At 68.3% G+C, this 22,306-nt stretch carries 14 protein-coding genes and 2 pseudogenes; 12 read left to right on the top strand and 4 right to left on the bottom strand.

Going from position 1 to position 22,306, the window contains the following annotated elements; all coding sequences use genetic code 11:
* Positions 1 to 15: 15 nt before the first annotated feature.
* Both HMPREF2924_RS07895 and HMPREF2924_RS07900 read right to left on the bottom strand, forming a co-directional pair.
* Positions 16 to 2,043, bottom strand: a complete 2,028-nt coding sequence (locus HMPREF2924_RS07895; RefSeq protein ID WP_003161722.1) for a ribonucleoside triphosphate reductase — start codon at positions 2,041 to 2,043, stop codon at positions 16 to 18.
* 157 nt (positions 2,044 to 2,200) lie between these two features.
* Positions 2,201 to 3,010 carry a class I SAM-dependent methyltransferase gene (locus HMPREF2924_RS07900; RefSeq protein WP_004363704.1) on the bottom strand — a complete coding sequence of 270 codons (810 nt, stop codon included), beginning with the start codon at positions 3,008 to 3,010 and terminating at the stop codon, positions 2,201 to 2,203.
* A gap of 167 nt (positions 3,011 to 3,177) precedes the next feature.
* Here HMPREF2924_RS07900 and HMPREF2924_RS07905 point away from each other — a divergent pair, with 167 nt between their 5' ends.
* The 6 genes from HMPREF2924_RS07905 to metE all read left to right on the top strand — a co-directional run bounded on the left by HMPREF2924_RS07905 (position 3,178) and on the right by metE (position 14,567).
* On the top strand, positions 3,178 to 5,139 hold the full coding sequence (locus HMPREF2924_RS07905; protein ID WP_004363703.1) for a TonB-dependent receptor domain-containing protein: 1,962 nt from the start codon (positions 3,178 to 3,180) through the stop codon (positions 5,137 to 5,139).
* A complete protein-coding gene (gene cobN, locus HMPREF2924_RS07910; protein WP_004363700.1) occupies positions 5,139 to 8,984 on the top strand; it encodes a cobaltochelatase subunit CobN in 3,846 nt (1,281 codons plus the stop codon). Before HMPREF2924_RS07905 ends, cobN begins: the two co-directional genes overlap by 1 nt.
* Positions 8,981 to 9,457 carry a MotA/TolQ/ExbB proton channel family protein gene (locus HMPREF2924_RS07915; protein WP_003088234.1) on the top strand — a complete coding sequence of 159 codons (477 nt, stop codon included), beginning with the start codon at positions 8,981 to 8,983 and terminating at the stop codon, positions 9,455 to 9,457. Before cobN ends, HMPREF2924_RS07915 begins: the two co-directional genes overlap by 4 nt.
* Complete coding sequence (locus tag HMPREF2924_RS07920; protein WP_003088238.1) at positions 9,457 to 9,783, top strand: DUF2149 domain-containing protein; 327 nt, start codon at positions 9,457 to 9,459, stop codon at positions 9,781 to 9,783. Before HMPREF2924_RS07915 ends, HMPREF2924_RS07920 begins: the two co-directional genes overlap by 1 nt.
* 80 nt (positions 9,784 to 9,863) lie before the next feature.
* The gene (locus HMPREF2924_RS07925) at positions 9,864 to 12,134 is read left to right on the top strand and encodes an OsmC domain/YcaO domain-containing protein (protein WP_031627705.1); all 2,271 of its coding nucleotides are present in this window, start codon (positions 9,864 to 9,866) and stop codon (positions 12,132 to 12,134) included.
* A gap of 132 nt (positions 12,135 to 12,266) precedes the next feature.
* A complete protein-coding gene (gene metE / locus HMPREF2924_RS07930; protein WP_004363697.1) occupies positions 12,267 to 14,567 on the top strand; it encodes a 5-methyltetrahydropteroyltriglutamate--homocysteine S-methyltransferase in 2,301 nt (766 codons plus the stop codon).
* A 61-nt stretch (positions 14,568 to 14,628) separates the two neighbouring features.
* Here the strand turns inward: metE and HMPREF2924_RS07935 are convergent, their stop codons facing one another.
* Together HMPREF2924_RS07935 and HMPREF2924_RS07940 are read right to left on the bottom strand one after the other, a co-directional pair.
* Positions 14,629 to 15,198 carry a GNAT family N-acetyltransferase gene (locus tag HMPREF2924_RS07935; protein WP_003121997.1) on the bottom strand — a complete coding sequence of 190 codons (570 nt, stop codon included), beginning with the start codon at positions 15,196 to 15,198 and terminating at the stop codon, positions 14,629 to 14,631.
* A 46-nt stretch (positions 15,199 to 15,244) separates the two neighbouring features.
* Positions 15,245 to 15,541, bottom strand: a complete 297-nt coding sequence (locus HMPREF2924_RS07940) for a DUF7660 family protein (RefSeq protein ID WP_003088248.1) — start codon at positions 15,539 to 15,541, stop codon at positions 15,245 to 15,247.
* Between the two features lie 308 nt (positions 15,542 to 15,849).
* Between HMPREF2924_RS07940 and HMPREF2924_RS36920 the strand changes: the two are divergent.
* The 6 genes and pseudogenes from HMPREF2924_RS36920 to HMPREF2924_RS07965 form a co-directional block, all read left to right on the top strand.
* Positions 15,850 to 16,617, top strand: a pseudogene (locus HMPREF2924_RS36920) (PAS domain-containing protein); the annotation flags it as partial.
* Between the two features lie 183 nt (positions 16,618 to 16,800).
* Positions 16,801 to 17,145: pseudogene (locus HMPREF2924_RS36925) on the top strand (methyl-accepting chemotaxis protein); the annotation flags it as partial.
* Positions 17,146 to 17,314: 169 nt separating this feature from the next.
* A complete protein-coding gene (locus tag HMPREF2924_RS07950) occupies positions 17,315 to 17,827 on the top strand; it encodes a (2Fe-2S)-binding protein (RefSeq protein WP_003088271.1) in 513 nt (170 codons plus the stop codon).
* Positions 17,824 to 18,813, top strand: coding sequence for an FAD binding domain-containing protein (locus HMPREF2924_RS07955; protein WP_003088273.1), 990 nt, complete (start codon positions 17,824 to 17,826; stop codon positions 18,811 to 18,813). Before HMPREF2924_RS07950 ends, HMPREF2924_RS07955 begins: the two co-directional genes overlap by 4 nt.
* Positions 18,810 to 21,014, top strand: coding sequence for a xanthine dehydrogenase family protein molybdopterin-binding subunit (locus HMPREF2924_RS07960; protein WP_004363690.1), 2,205 nt, complete (start codon positions 18,810 to 18,812; stop codon positions 21,012 to 21,014). Before HMPREF2924_RS07955 ends, HMPREF2924_RS07960 begins: the two co-directional genes overlap by 4 nt.
* A gap of 494 nt (positions 21,015 to 21,508) precedes the next feature.
* Positions 21,509 to 21,889: a DUF4354 family protein gene (locus tag HMPREF2924_RS07965; protein ID WP_004363688.1), complete on the top strand. Its 381-nt coding sequence runs from the start codon at positions 21,509 to 21,511 to the stop codon at positions 21,887 to 21,889.
* The last annotated feature ends 417 nt before the right edge of the window (positions 21,890 to 22,306 follow it).

Below are 22,306 nucleotides of genomic sequence, written 5' to 3' on the forward strand. Positions count from 1 at the left end.
GGAACGACAGGCGACTCAACCGCCGCAGCCGCCGCAACAGCTCTTGGGCGTGGAGCGTTGCAGCAGCTCCTCGTCGCACTTCGGGCAGAACTCGTGCTCGCCGGCCAGGTAGCCGTGCCGCGGGCAGATCGAGAAGGTGGGGGTGACGGTCAGGTACGGCAGGCGGAAGCGACCGAGGGCGGTGCGCACCAGGGTCTTGCAGGCTTCGGCGGAGGAAATCCGCTCGGCCATGTAGAGATGCAGCACGGTGCCGCCGGTGTACTTGCATTGCAGGGCGTCCTGCAGCTCCAGCGCCTCGAACGGGTCGTCGGTGAAGCCCACCGGCAGTTGCGAGGAGTTGGTGTAGTAGGGCGCCTCCGGCGTGCCGGCCTGGAGGATGCGCGGATAGCGCTTGCGGTCCTCGCGGGCGAAGCGATAGGTGGTGCCCTCGGCGGGCGTGGCTTCCAGGTTGTAGAGGTGCCCGCTGTTCTCCTGGAAAGCCACCAGCCGCGCGCGCACGTGATCGAGCAGGGCCAGGGCCATCTCGCGCCCGGCTTCGCTGTGCAGTCCCTCGCGGTCGTCGCTGAAGTTGCGCACCATCTCGTGCAGGCCGTTCACGCCGATGGTGGAGAAATGGTTGCGCAGGGTACCCAGGTAGCGTCGGGTGTAGGGATAGAGGCCGGCATCCATGTGCTGCTGGATCACCTTGCGCTTCAGCTCCAGGCTGGCGAAGGCGAGTTCGAGCAGGTGGTCGAGCTGGCGGTAGAGGCCGGCGGCGTCGCCACGGTGGCGATAGCCCAGGCGCGCGCAGTTGATCGTCACCACGCCCAGCGAGCCGGTCTGCTCCGCCGAGCCGAACAGGCCGTTGCCGCGTTTGAGCAGTTCGCGCACGTCCAGTTGCAGGCGGCAGCACATCGAGCGCACCTGGTTGGGCTGCATGTCCGAGTTGAGGAAGTTCTGGAAGTAGGGCAGGCCGTAGCGCGCGGTCATCTCGAACAGGCGCGTGGCGTTGTCGCTGTCCCAGGGGAAGTCGTGGGTGATGTTGTAGGTCGGGATCGGGAAGGTGAACACCCGGCCATGGGCGTCGCCGGCCTGCATCACCTCGATGTAGGCGCGGTTGATCAGGTCCATCTCGGCCTGCAGCTCGCCGTAGGCGAAGGGCATCTCCTCGCCGCCGATGCGCGGCACCTGGTCGCGCAGGTCGTCCGGGCAGACCCAGTCGAAGGTCAGGTTGGTGAAGGGCGTCTGGGTGCCCCAGCGCGACGGCACGTTGAGGTTGTAGATGAACTCCTGGAGGGCCTGGCGCACGCTGGCGTAGTCGAGGCGGTCCTTGCGCACGTAGGGCGCCAGGTAGGTATCGAAGGAACTGAAGGCCTGGGCCCCGGCCCATTCGTTCTGCAGGGTGCCGAGGAAGTTGACCATCTGCCCCAGGGCGCTGCCCAGGTGCTTCGGCGGACCGGCCTCGACCCGCCCCGGCACGCCGTTCAGGCCTTCGTTCAGCAAGGTGCGCAGCGACCAGCCAGCGCAATAGCCGGCGAGCATGTCGAGGTCGTGGATATGCAGGTCGGCGTCGCGGTGGGCGGCGGCGATGTCGGCATCGTAGACCTCGTCCAGCCAGTAGTTCGCGGTGACCTTGCCGGATACGTTGAGGATCAGCCCGCCGAGGGAATAGCCCTGGTTGGCGTTGGCGCGCACCCGCCAATCCTCGCGGGAAAGGTATTCGTTCATCGACGCGGCGACGTCCACCAGGGTCTTGCGCTCGCGGCGCAGCCGGCCGTGGCGTTCGCGGTAGACCACGTAGGCGCGCGCCGTGGGGTAGTGGCCGGCCTCCATCAGCACCCGTTCGACCAGGTCCTGGACCCGTTCGATATCCAGGCAGGCGCGTTCCGGCAGGCGTTCCACCACGCGTTCGGCGAGCGCCTGCGCCTGCTGCGGGTCGAACTCGCCGGTGGCCTGGCCGGCGGCGGCGATGGCGCGTTCGATCTTGCCGGGATCGAAGGGGACTTCACGTCCGTTGCGCTTGAGCAGGGTGGCCGGCCAGGTAGCCTTCCGGGGCTGGGTCATTTCAATTTCTCCACAACATGATGTGTTTTGATTTTGCAAAACAACAAGATGTTGTGGATTCTGGCGAGCGACGCCGAGCCGGCGTTGATCTGCGTCAACGTCCGGCGGATTGCCCGGGTTCCATTGGAGGTATTCCCCGCGCCCGGGTGACGGCGTATCAGGCCTGGGCGAGGCGGGCGAAGACGACGTAGTTGTCCAACTGCTGCCAGACCGTGGCGGCCTCGGCGAAACCCGCCTGGCGCAGGGCGGCGAGATGGAAATCGAGCGAGCAGTCTTCGTCTTCGCTGGCGCGCCTGAGCGGGCGCCGCGCGAAATGGGCGTCGCGCTGCGCCTTCAGCGGGGCCAGCCGGGGGATCTGCGCGGCGCGTTGCCACCAGTCTTCCCAACTGTCCGCGCCGCTGGCCACGGAAGCCTGGAGGACCCGCTCGCGGTGCTTCCGGGACAATTCCGCGAGTCCCGGCCAGCGTCGGTCGTAGCGCATGTGGTCGGCGTTCAGCAGCACGCCGCCGGGGGCGAGCAGCTCGCCGGCCTGGGCGTAGAACCCGGCGAGTTCGGCGGGCGACAGCCAGTGCAACGCGGTGGAAGAGAGCAGCGCCGCGGGCCGTTCGCCGGCGAGGGACTCGCGCGCTTCGGCGACACGTTCGGTCCAGCCTGGATCGGTGAGGTCGCACTCCACCACGCGGACCCGCTCGGCGAAACCGGCCAGCGCCGTACGCGCGATCTCCAGCAGCATGACGTCGGCGTCCAGCGCCACCACCCGCGCCGCCGGGAAGCGTTCGAGCAGGCGCCGGCCGAGGGAGCCCGGGCCGCAGGCGGCGTCGATGGCGGTGAAGCGCCCGTCGCGGCCGAAGAGGTCTTCGAGCAACTGGAACATCGCCTCGTAGCGCTCCTCGCGCTGGCGGATGTAGCCCTCCTGCTGGCGGTCCCAGCGTTCGAGGAGCGCCATGATCTGATCGGTTGCGGTCATCTATCCTCCTGGGGGGCATGCCCGGTTGAGAGTGGGGTCCTGTGCTTCGAGGGATACGGCGAGCGAGACGTTCCCTCGCCTCGATGAAGAAGAAACGGCGGGCATTCTTCATTCGATTAAATGTTATGTTATAACTTGTAAATATTCATAATTCATACCTGCCGACCATGACCCCCCATTCCTCCCCGCACCGTCTTCCTCCGCTGCGGCTGGCCCGCGCCGTGCCGTTCCTCTACCTGTTTCCCTGCCTGGCGCTGGCCGCGCCGGTCGACCTGGAGCCGACGGTGGTCAGCGCCACCACTACCGAGCGCAAGCTGCGCGACGCCCCGGCCAGCGTTTCGCTGATCACCGCCGAGGACCTGCGGCGGCGCCCGGTGCGCGACCTGCAGGAAGCCCTGCGCGGTTCGGAAAGCCTGCAGTTCAACGGCGTCGGCATGTCCCGGCGGGGCATCAGCGTTCGCGGCATGTCCAGCGAGCACACCCTGGTGCTGGTGGACGGCCAGCGGATCTCCACCTCGTCCGGGGCCATCGCCCATTCCGACTTCGACCTCGGCTGGGTGCCGGTGGAGAGCATCGAGCGCATCGAGGTGGTACGCGGACCGATGTCCTCGCTCTACGGTTCGGAAGCCCTCGGCGGAGTGGTGAACGTGATCACCCGGCGCGCCACCGATACCTGGACGGGCAGCGGCCTGCTCGATGGCGGCGTGCGCGAGGACGGCCTCGGCGGGCAGAGCCACCAGCTCGGCGCCTATCTCGCCGGGCCGCTGGTGCCCGGCAAGCTGGGCCTCGCCCTGAACGGCGAGAGCCGCCGCCAGCAGGAAACCCCGGACGCCGACGAGCGCCGGCTCTCCGAGCTGGAAGGCGGCAACGCCGACAGCGGCGGGCTGAACCTCAGTTGGACCCCGGACGACGCCCAGCGCATCGACCTCGGCCACCAGCGCGGGCGCGAACGACGCTGGCGCAACAGCGAGACCGGGGGGCCGCGCTCGCGCTACTACGAGTCGCGCGACGTGATCGAACGCGAGCGCTGGTCGCTCGCCCACAATGGCCAGTGGGACTGGGGCAGCAGCCAGCTGCGCACCTACCGCAACCGCCTGGAGCGGCACAACGCGCGTTCCGACGGACAACCGCCGAGCAACCCGCAGCGCCTTACCGACAGCGTGGTCGACGGCCACCTCAGCATGCCGGCCTTCGAGCGGCATCTCTTCACCCTCGGCGGCGAATGGCGCAAGGAAGAACTGGAGGATCGCTCGGTGAATACCGCCGGCGACGCCAGCGCGCGACACAAGGCGCTGTTCCTGCAGGACGAGATCGCCTTCGGCCCGGACTGGTCGCTGACCCTCGGCAGCCGCTTCGACAAGCACGAGGCGTTCGGCTGGGAAAGCAGTCCGCGCCTGTACCTGCTGCACCACCTTTCCGATGCGCTGACCCTGCGCGCCGGCGTCGGCCGCGGCTACAAGGCGCCGAGCCTGAAGCAGCTATCGCCGGAGTATGCGGCGGTCGGCGGCGGCGGGCGCTTCACCATCTACGGCAATCCCGACCTGAAGCCGGAGACCAATACGTCCTACGAACTGGGCGCCGACTACCAGGGCGACGGCTGGTCGCTGAAGGGCACGGTGTTCGAGAACGATGTCCGCGACCTGATCCAGACCGTCTGCGTAGCGCGCTGCGGGGTGCGCGGCGGCGAGGTACGCAACTACGAGAACGTCGACAGGGCACGGATCCGCGGCCTCGAGCTGGGCGGCGGCGTGGACCTGCCGGCGGACCTGCGCTGGGAACTCAACTACACCTACCTCGACGCGCGCAACCGCACCGCCGGCCAGCGCCTCGGCGACCGCTCCCGGCACCTCGCCAACAGCCAATTGCGCTGGAGCCCCAATGCGCGCTTCAGCGCCCAGTTGCGCACCGAATACGTCGGCAGCCAGGTGGCCTACAGCAGCAACGTCGGCTATGCCCTGCCGGCCTACAGCCTGTGGCACCTGGAGCTGAGCCAGAAACTCAACGAGAACCTGACGCTGCGCGGCGGCATCGAGAACCTCGGCGACCAGCGCCTGGCCGACGACGACACGCACTTCACCTATGCCGAACCTGGGCGGACCTTCCATCTCGGTCTGGTGGCGAGCTTCTGATGCGCCGTTCGCTACTCTTCTGCGGCGCGCTGCTGGCCAGTCTCTGTGCCTGGGCGGAGCCGGCCCAGGTGCGTCTGCTCAGCAGCGATTTCGTCCTCCCGGGCAAGCACCAGCGCCTAGCCGGTTGGGCGCGCGAGGCCGGTGTCGAGTTGCGCGGCCTGCGCCTCGGCATCGGCGAGGCGCCGCCCGGCGACTGGCTGGACGGCGGCGACCTGCTGATCCTCGACACACCGCGGCCGACCGATCGCGCCCAGGTCGAGGAGGCGCTGGGCGAGCGCTTGCAAGGCGGGACGCAACCCTGGATCCGCGTCGGCGGCGGTCCTCCGGGCTTCGGCAACCTGCCGGCGGCGCTGGGCGGGCGCCTGGTCGGCTACTACGCGAACGGCGGCGAAGCCAACCTGCGCCGGCTGTTCGAGGCGGTCCGACGCTGGCATGCCGGCCTGCCCGTCGACGCGTTGCCGGCGCCGCAGCCCCTGGCGCAGGCCGGCTTCTATCATCCCGACGCACCGGCGCCGTTCGCCGGCCTCGCCGACTACCTGGCCTGGGGCGCCTCGCGCTGGGCCAGCGACGCCCCGCGCATCGCCTTCCTGATCCCGCGCGGCGCCATCGCCGATGCCCAGACCGGCGCCATCGACGAACTGTTGCGGCGTAGCGAGCGGCACGGCCAGGCGCCGCTGGCGGTGTGGTTCGACGACAGCGATCCGGAAGCGTTGAGGAAGTCCTTCGCTGGCGCCGATGTCCAGGCGCTGGTCAACCTGCAGCACCTGCAGAACGGCCCGGCGCGCCGTGCCGAGTTCCTCGCGCTGGACGTGCCGGTATTGCAGACCCTCGGCTACCGCGACGGCAACGAGGCCGACTGGCTGGCCGCCTCCAGCGGGGTGGCGCCGCGTACCGCGGCGGCCTTCCTCGGCATGCCGGAAACCTGGGGAATGAGCGATCCGCTGGTGATCAGCGCCCTGGAGAACGGCGAGCCGAAGCTGATGGCCGGGCAGGCCGAGGCCCTGCTGGACAAGCTCGACCGGCTGCTGCGCCTGCGTCGCCTGCCGGCGGCGGACAAGCACCTGGCGCTGATGTTCTGGAACCACCCGGAGGGCGAGAAGAACGTCGCCGCCTCGCATCTCAATGTACCGGCCAGCCTGGCCCGTCTCGGCGAAGCGCTGCGGGCGGCCGGCTACCGGGTTGCGACGAGCGACGAAAGCGCGCTGATCGATACTGCCCAGCGCCTGCTCGGCGGCTACTACCGGCCGCAGACCCTGGACGCGCTGTATCGCGACGGCCTCGCCGCGAGCCTGCCGCTGGACGCCTACCTGCACTGGTTCGAGGCGCTGCCGGCGGATCTGCGCGAGGAGATGCGCGCGCGCTGGGGCGACCCGCGTCGACATTGGGCCTTGCGCGATATCGACGGCCAGCGACGCTTCGTGTTCCCGGCGGCGCGCCTGGGTAATCTGCTGCTGTTGCCGCAGCCGCCGCGCGCCGGCCGTCCGGGCGAGGCCTACCACGACAGCGCGGTGCCGCCGGACCATCTCTACCTGGCGGTCTACCAGTTCGTCCGCGAGGGTTTCGGCGCCGACGCGCTGATCCATTTCGGCACCCATGGCACCCAGGAATGGCTACCCGGCAAGGACCGCGGGCTGGCGGTGGGCGACTACCCGCTGCGGGCGCTCGGCGACCTGCCGGTGTTCTACCCGTACATCCAGGACAACGTTGGCGAGGCGATCCAGGCGCGCCGGCGCGGGCGCGCGGTCACCGTCAGCCACCAGACGCCGTCGTTCGCCCCGGCCGGGCTGTACGACGAACTGCGCGACCTGCACCAGCTGATCCACGAATACCAGCAACTGGACGAGGGCGCGGTGCGCGAACGCAGCGCCGAGCAGATCCGCGCGGCGGTGCGGGCGGCGCACATGAACGACGACCTGGGCTGGAGCGAGGCAGCGATGCGCGAGGATTTCCCGGCGTTCCTCGGTGTGCTCCACGACCACCTGCACCGACTGGCCGGCTCGGCGATGCCGCTGGGGCTGCACACCTTCGGTGTCGCCGCCTCGCCGGAGCTGCGCCTGGGTACCGTCATGCAGCAGCTCGGCGAGCCCTACTACCGCGCGCTCGGTCTCGACCCCGACGAACTGTTCGCCGCCGATTTCAGGGCGCTGCGGGAAGGTCGTGCCTACCGCACGCTGCAACGCTACCTGCGCGACGGCGGCGAGATCGCCAAGGTGGCCGATCCGCGCCTGCGCGAGCAGTTGCTGCGCGCCCGCGAACTGGACCGCCAGCTCGCCGACACCGGCGAACTGGAGGCGCTGCTCGCCGGCCTCGCCGGGCGCTTCGTCGCGCCCGGGCCGGGCGGCGATCCGATCCGCAATCCGCAGGTACCCAGCGGGCGCAACCTGTTCGCCTTCGAGGCCGACAAGGTACCGACCCGCGCCGCCTACGAAGCCGGCGCCGAGGTCTTCGGCCAACTGCTGGAAAGCTACCGCGCCGAGCACCAGGGCAGGGCGCCGGAAAAGCTCGCCTTCAGCCTCTGGTCGTCGGAAACCATGCGCCACCTGGGCATCGTCGAAAGCCAGGCGCTGCACGCCCTCGGCCTGCGCCCGCGCTGGGACGCCGGTGGCCGCCTGCTGGCGCTGGACATCGTGCCGGCGGCGGAACTGGGGCGTCCACGGGTGGACGTGGTGCTACAGGTGACCAGTGTCTACCGCGACCAGTTCGACGGCTTCATGCGCCTGCTCGCCGAGGCCATCGAGCGCCTCGCCGCGCTGGACGAGCCGGGCAACCCGCTGGCGCGCAACAGCCAGGCGCTGGAGCGGCGCCTGCGCGAACGCGGCGTCGAAGCGCCACTGGCGCAGCGCCTGTCGCGCCTGCGGCTGTTCGGCAATGCGCCGGGTGACTACGGCACCGGGGTCACGCAACTGACCCTCGACTCCACCCGCTGGGACGACGACTCGGCGCTCGCCGAGCAGTTCCTCGGGCGCTTGCAATACGCCTATGGCAGTCGCGACTGGGGCGTGAAGCTGGATGGCGGCAACCTGTTCGCCGAACAGTTGAAGGGCGTACAGGCGGCGATCCTCTCGCGCTCCTCGACGCTCAACGGCGTGCTCTCCACCGACCACCCGTTCGAGTACCTCGGCGGCCTGTCGCTGGCGGTACGCCACCTCGACGGCGCCAGCCCGGCGCTGTACATCGCCGACCTGCGCCAGCGCCAGCCGCGCACCACGGCCGCCGCGCAGTTCCTCGCCAGCGAGCTGCGCGGGCGCTACCTCAGCCCGCAGTGGATCGCCGCGATGCAGCGCGAGGGCTACGCCGGCAGCCTGGAAATGCTCGACCTGGCCAACAACCTGTGGGGCTGGCAGGCGGCGGATCGCACCATGGTCCGCGCCGACCAGTGGCAGGCGTTGCACGACACCTTCGTCATGGACCGCCGCGAGCTGGGTCTCGCCGAGTGGTTCGAAACGCACAATCCGACCGCCCAGGCGCAGATCATCGCGCGCATGGCCGAGGCCATCCGCAAGGGCTACTGGGACGCCAGCGAGCAGACCCGCCGCGAACTGGCCGAGCGCTGGCGGCAACTGGCGGCCGCCGGCGCCGGCGAGGTCGGCGCGGCGACCACCCGTGAATTCATCGAACGGATGGCCGGCGGTTTCGGCGAGGCCGCGGCGCAGGCAGAGGGCGCGGCCGCGTCCGGTGCCGGTGAAACGGTCAGCGGCCGCGTCCTCGAAGAAGTCGCGCCGCCGCCGTCCGGCGAGCCGCAGCCGTGGCTCCGGCTGGCCGCCGCCGTGCTGCTCGCGCTGTTCGCCGCCGGCGCCGTCCGGCAATCCGTAGTCAATCGTCGTCCGATGGAAAATCGCTCATGAATGGTCTGGAAACCAGCCTCTACGAACTCACCCGCCTGTTCCTGCTGCCGGTGCTGCTGTTGATCCTCGCCGCGCTGGCCTACGCCTTCGTCGCCCTCGGCGGCTTCGCCATGGAAGCCTGGCAGCGCCGTCGTGGGCGCTACCGCTCGCGCCTGGCGGCCTGGCAGGCGCTGCATGGCGGCAACAGCGACGACCTCGAACTGTGGATCATGCAGCGCCTGGAATGGCTGCGGATCACCTCGCGCAGCGCGCCGATGCTCGGCCTGGTGGCGACCATGATCCCCATGGGACCGGCACTGCTGGCGCTGACCCGCAACGACGCCCAGGGGATCGGCGAGAACCTGGTGGTGGCGTTTTCCGCGGTGATCCTGGCCCTGGTCGCCGCCAGCATCACCTTCTTCATCCTTACCGTGCGTCGCCGCTGGCTGCTCCAGGAACTGCGCGCCGTCGAACGCGCGCGGGAGGCCGGCTGATGCGCTTCCTCGAACACGACGAGGCGGACGACCCGATCCTCTCGATGGTCAACCTGATCGACCTGTTCCTGGTGGTGATCGGCATCCTCCTGATCGTCATCGTGCAGAACCCGCTCAACCCGTTCAGCCAGGACAAGGTGGTGGTGGTCGAGAATCCCGGCGAGGCGGACATGCGCATGCTGGTCAAGGACGGCAAGGAGCTGAAGCGCTACCAGGCCAGCGGCGAGATCGGCGAAGGGCAGGGCAGCCGCGCCGGGGTGACCTACCGCTTGGCCGACGGACGGATGATCTACGTGCCGGAGAGCGGCGGGGAGGCCGGCAAGTAGCGACGCGTACGGCGGAGAGCTGGGACTTTTGCCCGGAGTTCCCGGATAATGGCCGGTTTCCGTTTCTCTTGGTGCTCGCCGTGGAAGTAAAGGTCAATTTTCTCGATAACCTTCGACTGGAAGCCAGGTTCGATGATTTCACGGTGATCGCCGACCAGCCGATCCGCTACAAGGGCGACGGCTCCGCGCCGGGGCCGTTCGACTACTTCCTGGCGTCGTCGGCGCTGTGTGCCGCCTACTTCGTCAAGCTGTACTGCCAGACGCGCAACATTCCCACCGACAACATACGCCTGTCGCAGAACAACATCGTCGACCCGGAGAACCGCTACCGGCAGATCTTCAAGATCCAGGTGGAACTGCCGGCCGACATCTCGGAGAAGGACCGCCAGGGCATCCTCCGCTCCATCGACCGCTGCACGGTGAAGAAGGTGGTGCAGACCGGGCCCGAGTTCGTCATCGAGGAGGTCGATAACCTCGATGCCGACGCCCAGGCGCTGCTGATGCCCGGCACCGATGCCGCCGGCTGCACGCGCATTCCGGGCAAGGACCTGCCGCTGGAGCAGACCATCGCCAACCTGTCGGCCATCCTCGCCGGCCTCGGCATGAAGATCGAGATCGCCTCCTGGCGCAACATCGTGCCCAACGTCTGGTCGCTGCACATCCGCGATGCGCAGTCGCCGATGTGCTTCACCAACGGCAAGGGCGCGAGCAAGGAAAGCGCGCTGGCCTCGGCGCTGGGCGAATTCATCGAGCGGCTGAACTGCAACTTCTTCTACAACGACCAGTACTGGGGAGAAGAGATCGCCAATGCGGCGTTCGTCCATTACCCGGACGAACGCTGGTTCAAGCCCGGCCGCGACGATGCGCTGCCGCTGGGACTGCTCGACGGCCATTGCCTGGCGATCTACGACCCCGACGGCGAGCTGCGCGGCTCGCACCTGTACGACACCAACTCGGGCAATGTGCAGCGCGGTATCTGCGCCTTGCCCTTCGTGCGCCAGTCCGACGGCCAGGTGGTGTATTTCCCCTCCAACCTGATCGAGAACCTCTACCTCAGCAACGGCATGAGCGCCGGCAATACCCTGGCCGAAGCGCAGGTGCAGTGCCTGTCGGAGATCTTCGAGCGTGCGGTCAAGCGGCAAATCCTCGAAGGTGAGCTGGCGCTGCCGGACGTGCCGCCGGAGGTGCTGGCCAAGTACCCGGGCATCCTCGCCGGGATCCGCGGCCTGGAAGAGCAGGGCTTCCCGGTACTGGTCAAGGACGCCTCGCTGGGCGGCGAATTCCCGGTGATGTGCGTGACCCTGATGAATCCGCGCACCGGCGGCGTGTTCGCTTCCTTCGGCGCCCACCCGAGCTTCGAGGTGGCCCTGGAGCGCAGCCTGACCGAGCTGCTCCAGGGGCGCAGCTTCGAGGGCCTGAACGACCTGCCCCAGCCGACCTTCGAAAGCCATGCGCTGACCGAGCCGAACAACTTCGTCGAGCATTTCATCGACTCCAGCGGCGTGGTGTCCTGGCGCTTCTTCAGCGCCAAGGCCGATTTCCCGTTCGTCGAGTGGGACTTCACCCGGCAGGGCGAGGCTGCCAACGCCGAGGAAGCCGCGACCCTGTTCGGCATCCTCGAAGCCATGGGCAAGCAGGTCTACATGGCGGTGTACGAGCACCTCGGCGCTACGGCCTGCCGGATCCTGGTGCCGGGCTACTCGGAAATCTATCCGGTGGAAGACCTGATCTGGGACAACACCAACAAGGCCCTGGCGTTCCGCGAGGACATCCTCAACCTGCACCGCCTCGACGACGCCGCGCTCGGGGCGTTGCTGGAGCGCCTGGAAGACTGCGAGGTGGACGACTACACCGACATCACCACGCTGATCGGCGTTGAGTTCGACGACAACACGGTCTGGGGCCAACTGACCATCCTCGAGCTGAAAGTGCTCATCGGCCTCGCCCTGAAGCGCTTCGAAGACGCCAAGGAAGGCGTGGAGGCGTTCCTCCAGTACAACGACAACAGCGTCGAGCGCGGCCTGTTCTACCAGGCGCTGAACGTGGTGCTGGAGGTCGTCCTCGACGACGAGCTGGAGATCGCCGACTACGAGGCCAATTTCCGCCGCATGTTCGGCGACGCGCGGATGGACGCCGCGCTGGGCTCGGTGGACGGCAGCGTGCGCTTCTTCGGCCTGACGCCGACCAGCATGAAGCTGGAAGGGCTCGACCGGCACCTGCGGCTGATCGACAGCTACAAGAAACTGCACGCGGCGCGAGCCAGGATGCAGCCCGTGGTGGGCGGCGAGGCCGGCGCTGCCGCGGCTGGCGGTCTCAAGCCTCGGCGCATGGCGATCCGCAAGCGCAAGTGAGGAGGGCGTCGAGGTCAGGGCGCGAGGATGATCATGAGGGAAACTTGATTTCATCACGAAGAAATTGAGTTTGTCTCATGGCATGAGTCTCCCGAGAATCCCTCCATCGACCTTTCGACTGGAGGAACACCCATGGCCCTGGCCCACACTCTCGGCTTCCCACGCATCGGACGCGATCGCGAACTGAAAAAAGCCCAGGAAGCGTTCTGGAAGGGCGAGCTGGACGAGGCCGGCCTGCGGGCCGTCGGCCGGCAGCTGCGCGCCACCCATTGGCAGGTACAGAAGGACGCCGGCATCCAGTTGCTGCCGGTCGGCGATTTCGCCTGGTATGACCAGGTGCTGACCCATTCGCTGACCTTCGGCGTGATCCCCGAGCGCTTCCGGGCGCACGGCGAGGCCGGGCCGACCCTGCATACCCTGTTCGGCATGGCCCGTGGCGTCAGCGACGACAGTTGTTGCGGCGGTGCCCATGCCCAGGAAATGACCAAGTGGTTCGACACCAACTATCACTACCTGGTCCCCGAGTTCAGCGCCGACCAGCAGTTCCAGCTGAGCTGGGAACAACTGTTCGAGGAGGTCGACGAGGCCAGGGCCCTCGGCCACCAGGTGAAGCCGGTGCTGATCGGTCCGCTGACCTACCTGTGGCTGGGCAAGGCCAAGGGCGCCGAGTTCGACAGGCTCGACCTGCTGGACCGCCTGCTGCCGCTCTACGGCCAGATCTTGCGTCGTCTCGCCGGCCAGGGCGTGGAGTGGGTGCAGATCGACGAGCCGATCCTGGTCCTCGACCTGCCGCAGGCATGGAAGAACGCCTTCGAGCGCGCCTACAACCTGCTACAGAGCGAACCGCTGAAGAAGCTGGTCGCCACCTACTTCGGCGGCCTGGAAGACAACCTGGGCCTGGCCGCCAACCTCCCGGTGGACGGCCTGCACATCGACCTGGTGCGAGCGCCGGAACAGTATCCGAGCATCCTCGACCGCCTGCCGGCCTACAAGGTCGTCTCGCTGGGCCTGGTCAACGGGCGCAACGTCTGGCGCTGCGACCTGGAGAAAGCCCTGGAGGTGGTGCGCCATGCCCGGGAGCGCCTGGGCGAGCGGCTGTGGGTCGCGCCGTCCTGCTCGCTGCTGCACAGCCCGGTGGACCTGGAACGCGAAGACGGGCTGGACGCCGAGCTGAAGAGCTGGCTGGCCTTTGCCGTGCAGAAGTGCCGCGAAGTCGCGGTGCTGGCCCGTGCCGCCACTGAGCCGGAAGCCGCCGAGGTGCTTGCCGCCGTGGAAGAGAGCCGTGCGGTCCAGGCCAGCCGCGCTTCCTCGCCGCGAATCCACAAGCCGGCCGTGCAGGCGCGCCTGGCCGCGATCAAGGCCAGCGACGCCCAGCGCCGCTCGCCGTTCGCCGAACGCATCGCCAGGCAGCGTGCCGGGCTCGACCTGCCGGCGTTCCCGACCACCACCATCGGCTCCTTCCCGCAGACCTCATCGATCCGCCTGGCCCGCCAGTCGTTCAAGCAGGGCAAGCTGAGCGAGGCCGAGTACATCGAGGCGATGCACAGCGAGATCCGCCATGCGGTGCAGATCCAGGAACAACTGGGGCTGGACGTGCTGGTACACGGCGAAGCCGAGCGCAACGACATGGTCGAGTACTTCGCCGAGCAACTGGACGGCTACGTCTTCACCCGCTTCGGCTGGGTGCAGAGCTACGGCTCGCGCTGCGTGAAGCCGGCGGTGATCTATGGCGACCTGAGCCGTCCGCGGGCCATGACCGTGGAGTGGATCAGGTACGCCCAGAGCCTTACCGACAAGGTGATGAAGGGCATGCTGACCGGCCCGGTGACCATGCTGATGTGGTCCTTCCCGCGCGAGGACGTGTCTCGCGAGGTGCAGGCGCGCCAGTTGGCCCTGGCGATCCGCGACGAAGTGGTCGACCTGGAGGCGGCCGGCATCAGGATCGTGCAGATCGACGAGGCGGCTTTCCGCGAAGGCCTGCCGCTGCGCCGCAACGCCTGGCCGCACTACCTGGAATGGGCCACCGAGGCCTTCCGCCTGTGCGCCTCCGGAGTCCGCGACGAAACCCAGATCCATACGCACATGTGCTACAGCGAGTTCAACGATGTGATCGAGTCCATCGCCGCCATGGACGCCGACGTGATCACCATCGAGACCTCGCGTTCGGACATGGAGCTGCTGGAGGCCTTCGAGCAGTTCGACTACCCGAACGAGATCGGTCCGGGCGTCTACGACATCCATTCGCCGCGCGTGCCGAGCCGGGAAGAGATCGTCGCGTTGCTGCGCAAGGCGGCCCGGCGGATACCCGCCGAGCGGCTCTGGGTCAACCCGGACTGCGGCCTGAAGACCCGCGCCTGGCCGGAAACCGAGGCAGCGCTGGTGAACATGGTCGCCGCCGCCCGCGAACTGCGTGGCGACCTCGCCCGCGGCTGACCGGTAGGCCTGGTGAGCGGAACGGGACGCCTGGCGTCCCGTTGCGCATTTGCACGTCGGTTCAGCGCGGAGCGTCCACCAGCGCCCGTAGCACATGGTCTTCCCAGACCCCGGCGATCTTCAGGTAGGCGCGGGCGTAGCCCTCCCTCTCGAAGCCGAGGCTTTCCAGCAGGCGCTCGCTGCGTGCGTTGCGCGGCAGGTGGCTGGCCATGATCCGGTGCAGGCCGAGCTGCTCGAAGCAATACCGGTTGGCTACCCGCAGGGCACGCGCCATCAGGCCGCGGCCCTGAGCCGCAGCGGCCAGGGAAAAGCCCAGGTGGCAGGCCTGGAATACCCCGCGGACGATGTTGGTGTAGCTGCAGCGCCCCAGCACCTCGCCGTCGTCGGGATCGAGCAACAGCAGGAGAAGCGCCTCGCCTTCGTCCATGCTCGCCACCTGTAGCAGGGTGCGGGCGCGGGCGTTGTCCACGGAAAAATACCCCGGGTCGCGCAGCGGCTCCCACGGCGCCAGGTGCTCGCGGTTGGCGTTCTCGTAGCGGCTGGTCCGGACGAAATCGTCGGGTTGCAGCGCGCGCAGGAGGAAGTCTGCGTCGCGATGCAGTATCGGCACCTGCCGCCGGTTGCCCGGCAAGCCCCTCGGGTAGCTGGGCGGGAAGGGCGCCAGGGCAGACTTGAAGTCATTCATAGAACTTGCCCGCCAGCATCAGTTGCGCCGCGCGCCGCCAGGCATTCTCCGGCCTGGAATAGCCCGGCAGGCCGTCGCGGGAGTCCTCGCCCCAGGTCGCGGCGGCATCGAGGAAGCCACCGATGCTGCCGTTCTCCCAACCCAGCGGGCTGGGGCCGAACGGCTTCGGCGGGTTGGCGGCGGCGAGGCGGCGGTCTTCCTCCCAGTCCGCCGCCAGCGCGGCGAGGAAGCGCAGGTAACCCGCTTCGTCCTCGACCTGTTCGGCCAGCGCGTAGAGATCGGTTGCCATGTGCTTCCTCCTGGAAGTGGGTTTCGGGATACGACGGCGCGAGGTCGGAGCGCGGTCAGGCCGGGCGCCTCTGGCCAATGCCGGCCTTGGCCACCGCGATCGGCAGGGCGTAGCGATCATAGCGCGGGCCGGCGCTTGCGTGGCTGATGGCGCGGACGCGGGGCCACGCCCGGCAGGGGACGGACGGTGCCGCGGGCGCCGAGGAAAATTGCCGGACCCCGATCTACACTGGCGTGTAGCGGCAGGACGACTATCTCCGGTTCTCCACTCCCTCGCGATGGACAGGTGCCATCAAGGAGTCGTGCGCGATGCTCTTCGGCAGAAAAAGCAGGGCGGTCGAAAGCGCCGCCAAGGATGAAGATGTAGCGTGGCGACTCGAGGCCATCGGGCAGAACGTCGCCACCATCCGATTCACTCCCGATGGCCAGATACTGTCCGCCAACCCGCTGTTCCTCGCGGCGGTCGGCTATTCGGCGGACGAACTGGTCGGCAAGCACCACCGGATCTTCTGCGAAGAGGACTACCAGGCCTCTGCCGCCTACGTGCGCTTCTGGAAGGAACTGGCCAGCGGCACGCCCCAGCGCGGCGTGTTCAAGCGCCTGCGACGCGACGGGTCGCCGATCTGGCTGGAGGCCACCTATTTCCCGGTGAAGAATGCCGAAGGGGCGGTCGTCGAGGTGCTGAAGATCGCCGCCGACGTGACCCGCAACCATTCCGAACTGCTCCTGCTCAACGCGATCAACGACTCCATACGCCAGTCCATGGCCGTCATCGAGTTCACCCCGGACGGCGAGATACTCGATGCCAACGAAAACTTCCTGCGTCTCTTCGGCTACAGCCTCAAGTCGCTCAAGGGCCAGCACCACCGCATGCTCTGCTTCGACGAGTTCTATCGGGAGAACCCGGATTTCTGGGCCCGGTTGCGGCACGGCGAATTCTCCCGCGGGCATTTCGAGCGCCGCACAGCCGCCGGTGAGCGGGTACATATCGAAGCCACCTACAACCCGGTCAAGGACGGTTCGGGGCGGATAATCAAGGTCATCAAGTTCGCCATCGACGTTACCGAACAGGTCAATCGCAACGAGGAAGTACGGCGCGCCGCCGAGCTGTCGTTCTCCACCGCGGAAGAGACCGCGCAGATTTCCACCCGCGGCATCGACTCCCTCGACCAGTCCGTCGCCCTGTCGGCCAAGACCCTGTCGATGGTCAACACCGCCGTCGGCCTGATTTCCCAGCTCACCCACCAGACCAAGGACATCGAGAACATCGTCACCACCATCCAGAGCGTCGCCGAACAGACCAACCTGCTGGCCCTCAACGCCGCCATCGAGGCGGCTCGCGCCGGCGACATGGGGCGCGGCTTCGCGGTGGTCGCCGACGAGGTGCGGCAACTGGCGGCGCGCACCAGCGGCGCCACGGTGGAGATCAAGAACGTGGTCACCGAGAACGTCAAGCTGACCCAGCAGATCAACCACAACATGCAGACCATCGAGTCCAGCGCCCAGGAGAACAACAACCAGATCACCACCGTGGCCGGCATCATGCAGGAGATCAGCAAGGGCGCCGAGCACGTGGCGCGGGTGGTGTCGAGCCTGTTCAAGTGACCTCGGCGCAGGGCTCCGGCGGCCGATAGCGGCGCAGGCGTCGAGCATCCGCCCGCCTTTGTGGCATGGCCATGGCCGTCATTTACTTTGAACGTATCTTCGAGCCGTTCGGTCGGACCTGAAAAAGCGGCATCCGCCGCGCCGATGCACCGACCGTGAGGCTTGTACCATGACCAATCCGGAGCCGGCGGACCTGCCGATCAGCCTGCTGATCAATGGCCAGCGCCGAGAGCTGAGAGTACCCCCGTGGCTGACGCTGCTCGACCTGCTGCGCGAGCGGCTCGACCTGGTGGGCAGCAAGAAGGGCTGCGACCACGGCCAATGCGGCGCTTGCACGGTGTTGCGCAACGGTCGCCGGATCAACGCCTGCCTGACGCTGGCGGTGATGTGCGACGGCGATGCACTGACTACCATCGAAGGTCTGGCCGAGGGTGATCGCCTGCATCCCCTGCAACAGGCGTTCATCCGCCATGATGCCTTCCAGTGCGGCTACTGCACGCCCGGACAGATCTGTTCGGCCCTTGGCCTGGCGAGCGAGGGGCGGGCGCGCTCGCGGGCGGAGATCCGCGAGGGCATGAGCGGAAACCTGTGCCGCTGCGGCGCCTACGGCAATATCCTCGACGCCGTGGAAGACGCCTTGCCGCTGCTCGATCGCGACGGGCAGGGAGGGCAGCGCGCATGACGCCCTTCGCCTATGCCAAGCCGGCCGACATCGAGCAGGCGCTGGGCCTCGCCGGCCCGGAGTCGCGCTACATCGCCGGCGGCACCAACCTGCTCGACCTGATGAAGGAAAACGTTGCCAGGCCCCGGCGACTCATCGACATCACCGGCCTCCCGCTGCGCGACATCCGCCGGACGCCCACCGGCGGCCTGCTGGTCGGAGCCCTGGTCAGCAACGCCGAACTGGCCTGGAATCCCGCCGTGGAGGCGGACTATCCCTTGCTAGCCCAGGCGATCCTCGCCGGCGCCTCGCCGCAGTTGCGCAACATGGCCAGCACCGGCGGCAACCTGTTGCAGCGTACCCGCTGCCAGTATTTCTACGACACCGGCACGCCATGCAACAAGCGCGAGCCGGGCAGTGGATGCCCCGCGCGCAGCGGGCTGAACCGCAACCATGCGATCCTCGGCGCCAGCGAACACTGCGTGGCGGTACATCCATCCGACCTGTGCGTGGCGCTGGCGGCGCTGGAGGCTCAGGTACGGGTGCGCGGCCGCGCTGGCGAGCGGCGGGTCGCTTTCGCCGACTTCCATCGCCTGCCGGCGGACACGCCCGAGCGCGACAACTGCCTGGCCGTCGACGAACTGGTCACCGCCATCGAGCTGCCAGCGCCGCGCTTCGCCCGGCATTGCCACTACCTGAAGGTGCGCGACCGGGCCTCCTACGCCTTCGCCCTGGTCTCGGTGGCGGCGGCCCTGGAACCGGACGGCGAGCGCATTGGCGAACTGCGCCTGGCGCTCGGCGGCGTGGCCCACAAGCCATGGCGCGTCGCAGAGCTGGAGGAACGTTTCAGGGGCCACCCGGCGAACCGGGACAGCTATGTCCGCTTCGCCGAAGCGCTGCTGCGTGACGCCAGGCCGCTGGCCCACAACGCCTTCAAGATCGGATTGGCGCGCAACGCCATCGTTCGCGCACTGGAAGAAGCCCACTCGGGAGGGATCGGCCAATGAGCAGCCTGCCACACAGCACCGGGCAAGCCCTGGATCGCGTCGACGGGCAAGCCAAGGTCACCGGCCAGGCTCGCTACGCCGCCGAATATCCTGCCGCCGACCTGCTCCACGGCAGCGTGGTCAGCAGCGACGTCGCCCGCGGCCGGGTGCGCGGCATCGACTGTGCGGCGGCCCTGGCGGTACCCGGGGTGGTCGCGGTACTGCATCACCTGAACCGGCCGCCGATGGCGGGCGACGACGAGCCCTACAAGGACGCCGATGCCGCCGAAGGCGAACCCTTCCGCCCGCTGTTCGACGACCGCGTCCTGTACAGCGGCCAGCCCCTTGCCCTGGTCCTGGCACGGAGCCTGGAACTGGCCCGCTACGCGGGCTCGCTGCTGCGCATCGATATCGAGCCCGAGCCGCACCAGACCGACCTGCTGGCCGCCCTCGACCAGGCCCATGAGGCTCCCGCCGAACTGCCCGCCGAGCGCGGCGATTTCTACACCGCCTACCGCGCCGCGCCGATTCGGGTCGAGGCCAGCTACAGCACGCCGATCGAGCACCACAATCCCATGGAACCGCACGCGTCCACGGTCATCGTCCAGCCCGACGGCAGCCTGCTGGTGCACGACAAGACCCAGGGGACGCAGAACAGCCAGGCCTACCTGCAAAAGGTCTTCGGCCTGCCCGCCGACAAGGTAAGGGTCTGTGCCGCCTACGTCGGCGGCGCCTTCGGCTCCGGCCTGCGTCCGCAATACCAGTTGGCCCTGGCGGTGATGGCGGCGCTGCAACTGCGGCGGTCGGTGCGCGTAGTGCTGACCCGCCAGCAGATGTTCACCTTCGGCTACCGGCCGCGCACCCTGCAGCGCCTGCAACTGGGCGCCGATGCCGAGGGGCGCCTGCTTGCGCTGGGCCACCAGGCGACAGCGCAGACCTCGCGCTTCGAAGACTTCACCGAGCACGTGGTGGAGTGGAGCGGCATGCTCTATCGCTGCGAGAACCTTTCCCTGGCCTACCGTCTGGTGCCGCTGGACGTCTATACCCCGCTGGACATGCGCGCCCCCGGCGCGGCGCTGGGGCTGATCGGGCTGGAATGCGCGATGGACGAACTGGCGGTGCGGCTCGGCATGGACCCCATCGCGCTGCGCCGGTTCAACTTCGCCGAGCGCAACGGCAACGAGGACAAGCCGTACTCCAGCAAGGCGCTGCTGGCCTGCTACGAGGAGGGCGCCCGGCGCTTCGGTTGGCAGGCCCGCGACCCACGGCCACGGAGCATGAGCGAAGGGCGCCAGTTGCTCGGCTGGGGCATGGCCGGCGGCGTCTGGGAGGCCATGCAGAGCAAGGCCAGCGCGAGGGCGCGGCTGGAGGCGGACGGCCTGCTGCGGGTGGCCAGCGCGACCACGGATATCGGCACCGGCACCTACACGGTGATGACCCAGATCGCCGCCGACGCCGCTGGCATGGCGCCGGAAGAGGTGCGCTTCCAGCTTGGCGACAGTGCGTTGCCCAAGGCTCCATTGCAGGGCGGCTCGTTCACCGTCTCGTCGGTCGGTTCCGCCGTCCGCCTGGCCTGCCTGCGCCTGCGCCAGGCCCTGGTCGCCCATGCCAGGGCCCGCCATCCGGAGCTGGCCGGCGCCGCCGAAGAGCGCTTCCGCATATGCCGTGGCCATCTGGAAGCGGGCGATACGCGATACGCCCTGGCCGACCTGCTGCAAGGGCTGCCGGAAGACGCGTTGCAGGTGGAGGTGGAAGCTGAACCCTCGGCGCGGCGCAAAGGCTACGCCACCGCGACCCATTCGGCGGTATTCGTCGAGGTGCGGATCGATGAAGCCCTCGGTACCCTGCGTGTGAGCCGGGTGGTCAGCGCGGTCGCGGCGGGGCGGGTGATCAACCCGAAGACCGCTCGCAGCCAGATACTCGGCGGGGTGGTCTGGGGCCTGGGCATGGCCTTGCAGGAGGAAACCCAGGTCGACCATGCGCTGGGCCGCTGCATGAACCACAACCTCGCCGAGTACCACATCCCGGTTAACGCCGATATTGGCGATATCGAGGTGATCTTCGTCGACGAACCCGACGATATCGTTAACGAACTGGGCTCCAAGGGCGTCGGCGAAATAGGTATCGTCGGCGTCGCCGCCGCAGTGGCGAATGCCGTGTACCACGCCACCGGCCGCCGCCTGCGCGACTTCCCGCTGACCGTCGACAAGTTGCTCGGCTGAGCCCGGCAGCCTGCGCAAGCAGCTTGGCGGCCACCCGCCGGGTCGCCGGGCTTGACTCTCCCCCAAGGGGAAGATCGCAGGCCCCGCTCGCCACCCGCAACGGAGTCGAACACGACATGCCGCCGACAGCCTCGGTGACGCCCTCGCCGAGCGCTACCGCGATGCCGGTCCAGGCGCACTTGTTGCATCGCGGCCACGCCGAAGCGAACCTGCCCGGCGCCCATTGGGCCATCGCCTGGGCCGAGCGTCCGGCCTGTGGTTGCAAGCGTTCGAGGGCAGCCTGGCGGGCGCGAGGATCGTGCGGGTTCGAAGACCGGCGTTCCGCGTAGCGAGCGGTTTTCGCCTGGAAGCACGGTTGCGGGAAAAGTTCCGCTGGAAACCCTCCGACTTGCAGAACACGAGGCGCCCCGCATTCCTTGGCACTGCGCTTGATCGCGGCGAAAAGACCCACGGAAAATCACCGGGTCGTTCAGTCTTTGCCAAAGGAAATCAGTATGAAGAACGCAATGGCCCTGACCCTGGCCGGCCTGCTGGCCGCTCCTTCCCTCGGCTTCGCCGCCGCGCCGGACGCAGTGATGGTCTTCGCCCGCCAGGGCGACAAGGGCAGCGTGTCCGTCGGCGACAAGCACTTCCGCACCCAGGCCTTCAAGGTCCGCCTGGTGAATGCGGCGAAGAGCGAGATCAGCCTGAAGAACAGCTGCCTGGTGGCGCAGTCCGCCGCCGGCCAGTCCTTCAGGCTGGATACCGTGGACGAGGAACTCACCGCCGAGACCCTCAAGCCGGGGGCCACCGTCGAAGGCGACGCGATCTTCGCCTCCGAAGACGACGCGGTGTACGGCGCATCGCTGGTCAGGCTGAGCGACCGGTGCAAGTAGGCGACTAGCCGTTGCGCAGCGAAAGCCGCAGGGCAGCCTCGGCGGCTTTCGGGTGCGAGGAAACGGCTTTCGAAGGTTTCGGCGCGAATCTGAAATCATTCAGGGCGCGTTTCCGGTGCTTCTGGTTGCCTGGGCTGGGGGCCGAATTCCAGTTTCCAGATGCCCGGGGCTAGGGGAGGGTAGACATCGCTCCAGGCTGCGCCCGAGCGAGGCGCTCGACCCACAAGGCACGCCCGGCCCTCTCTCCCGTGTGCGGGAGAGGGTTGGGGTGAGGGCCGCCAACACCACATTTCAAAAACCGATCCGCGACACTCAAGCCGCAGCTATTGCGGTTAGCAGCGGGGGAGGTTGTGGTTTTGCGGGTGGCAATAGGTGTGCCGACCAGGTATGGGAGATGCTATGGCTTAGGGAGGGAAC

It is taken from the genome of Pseudomonas sp. HMSC063H08, assembly GCF_001813645.1.
GTDB lineage: Bacteria > Pseudomonadota > Gammaproteobacteria > Pseudomonadales > Pseudomonadaceae > Pseudomonas > Pseudomonas aeruginosa.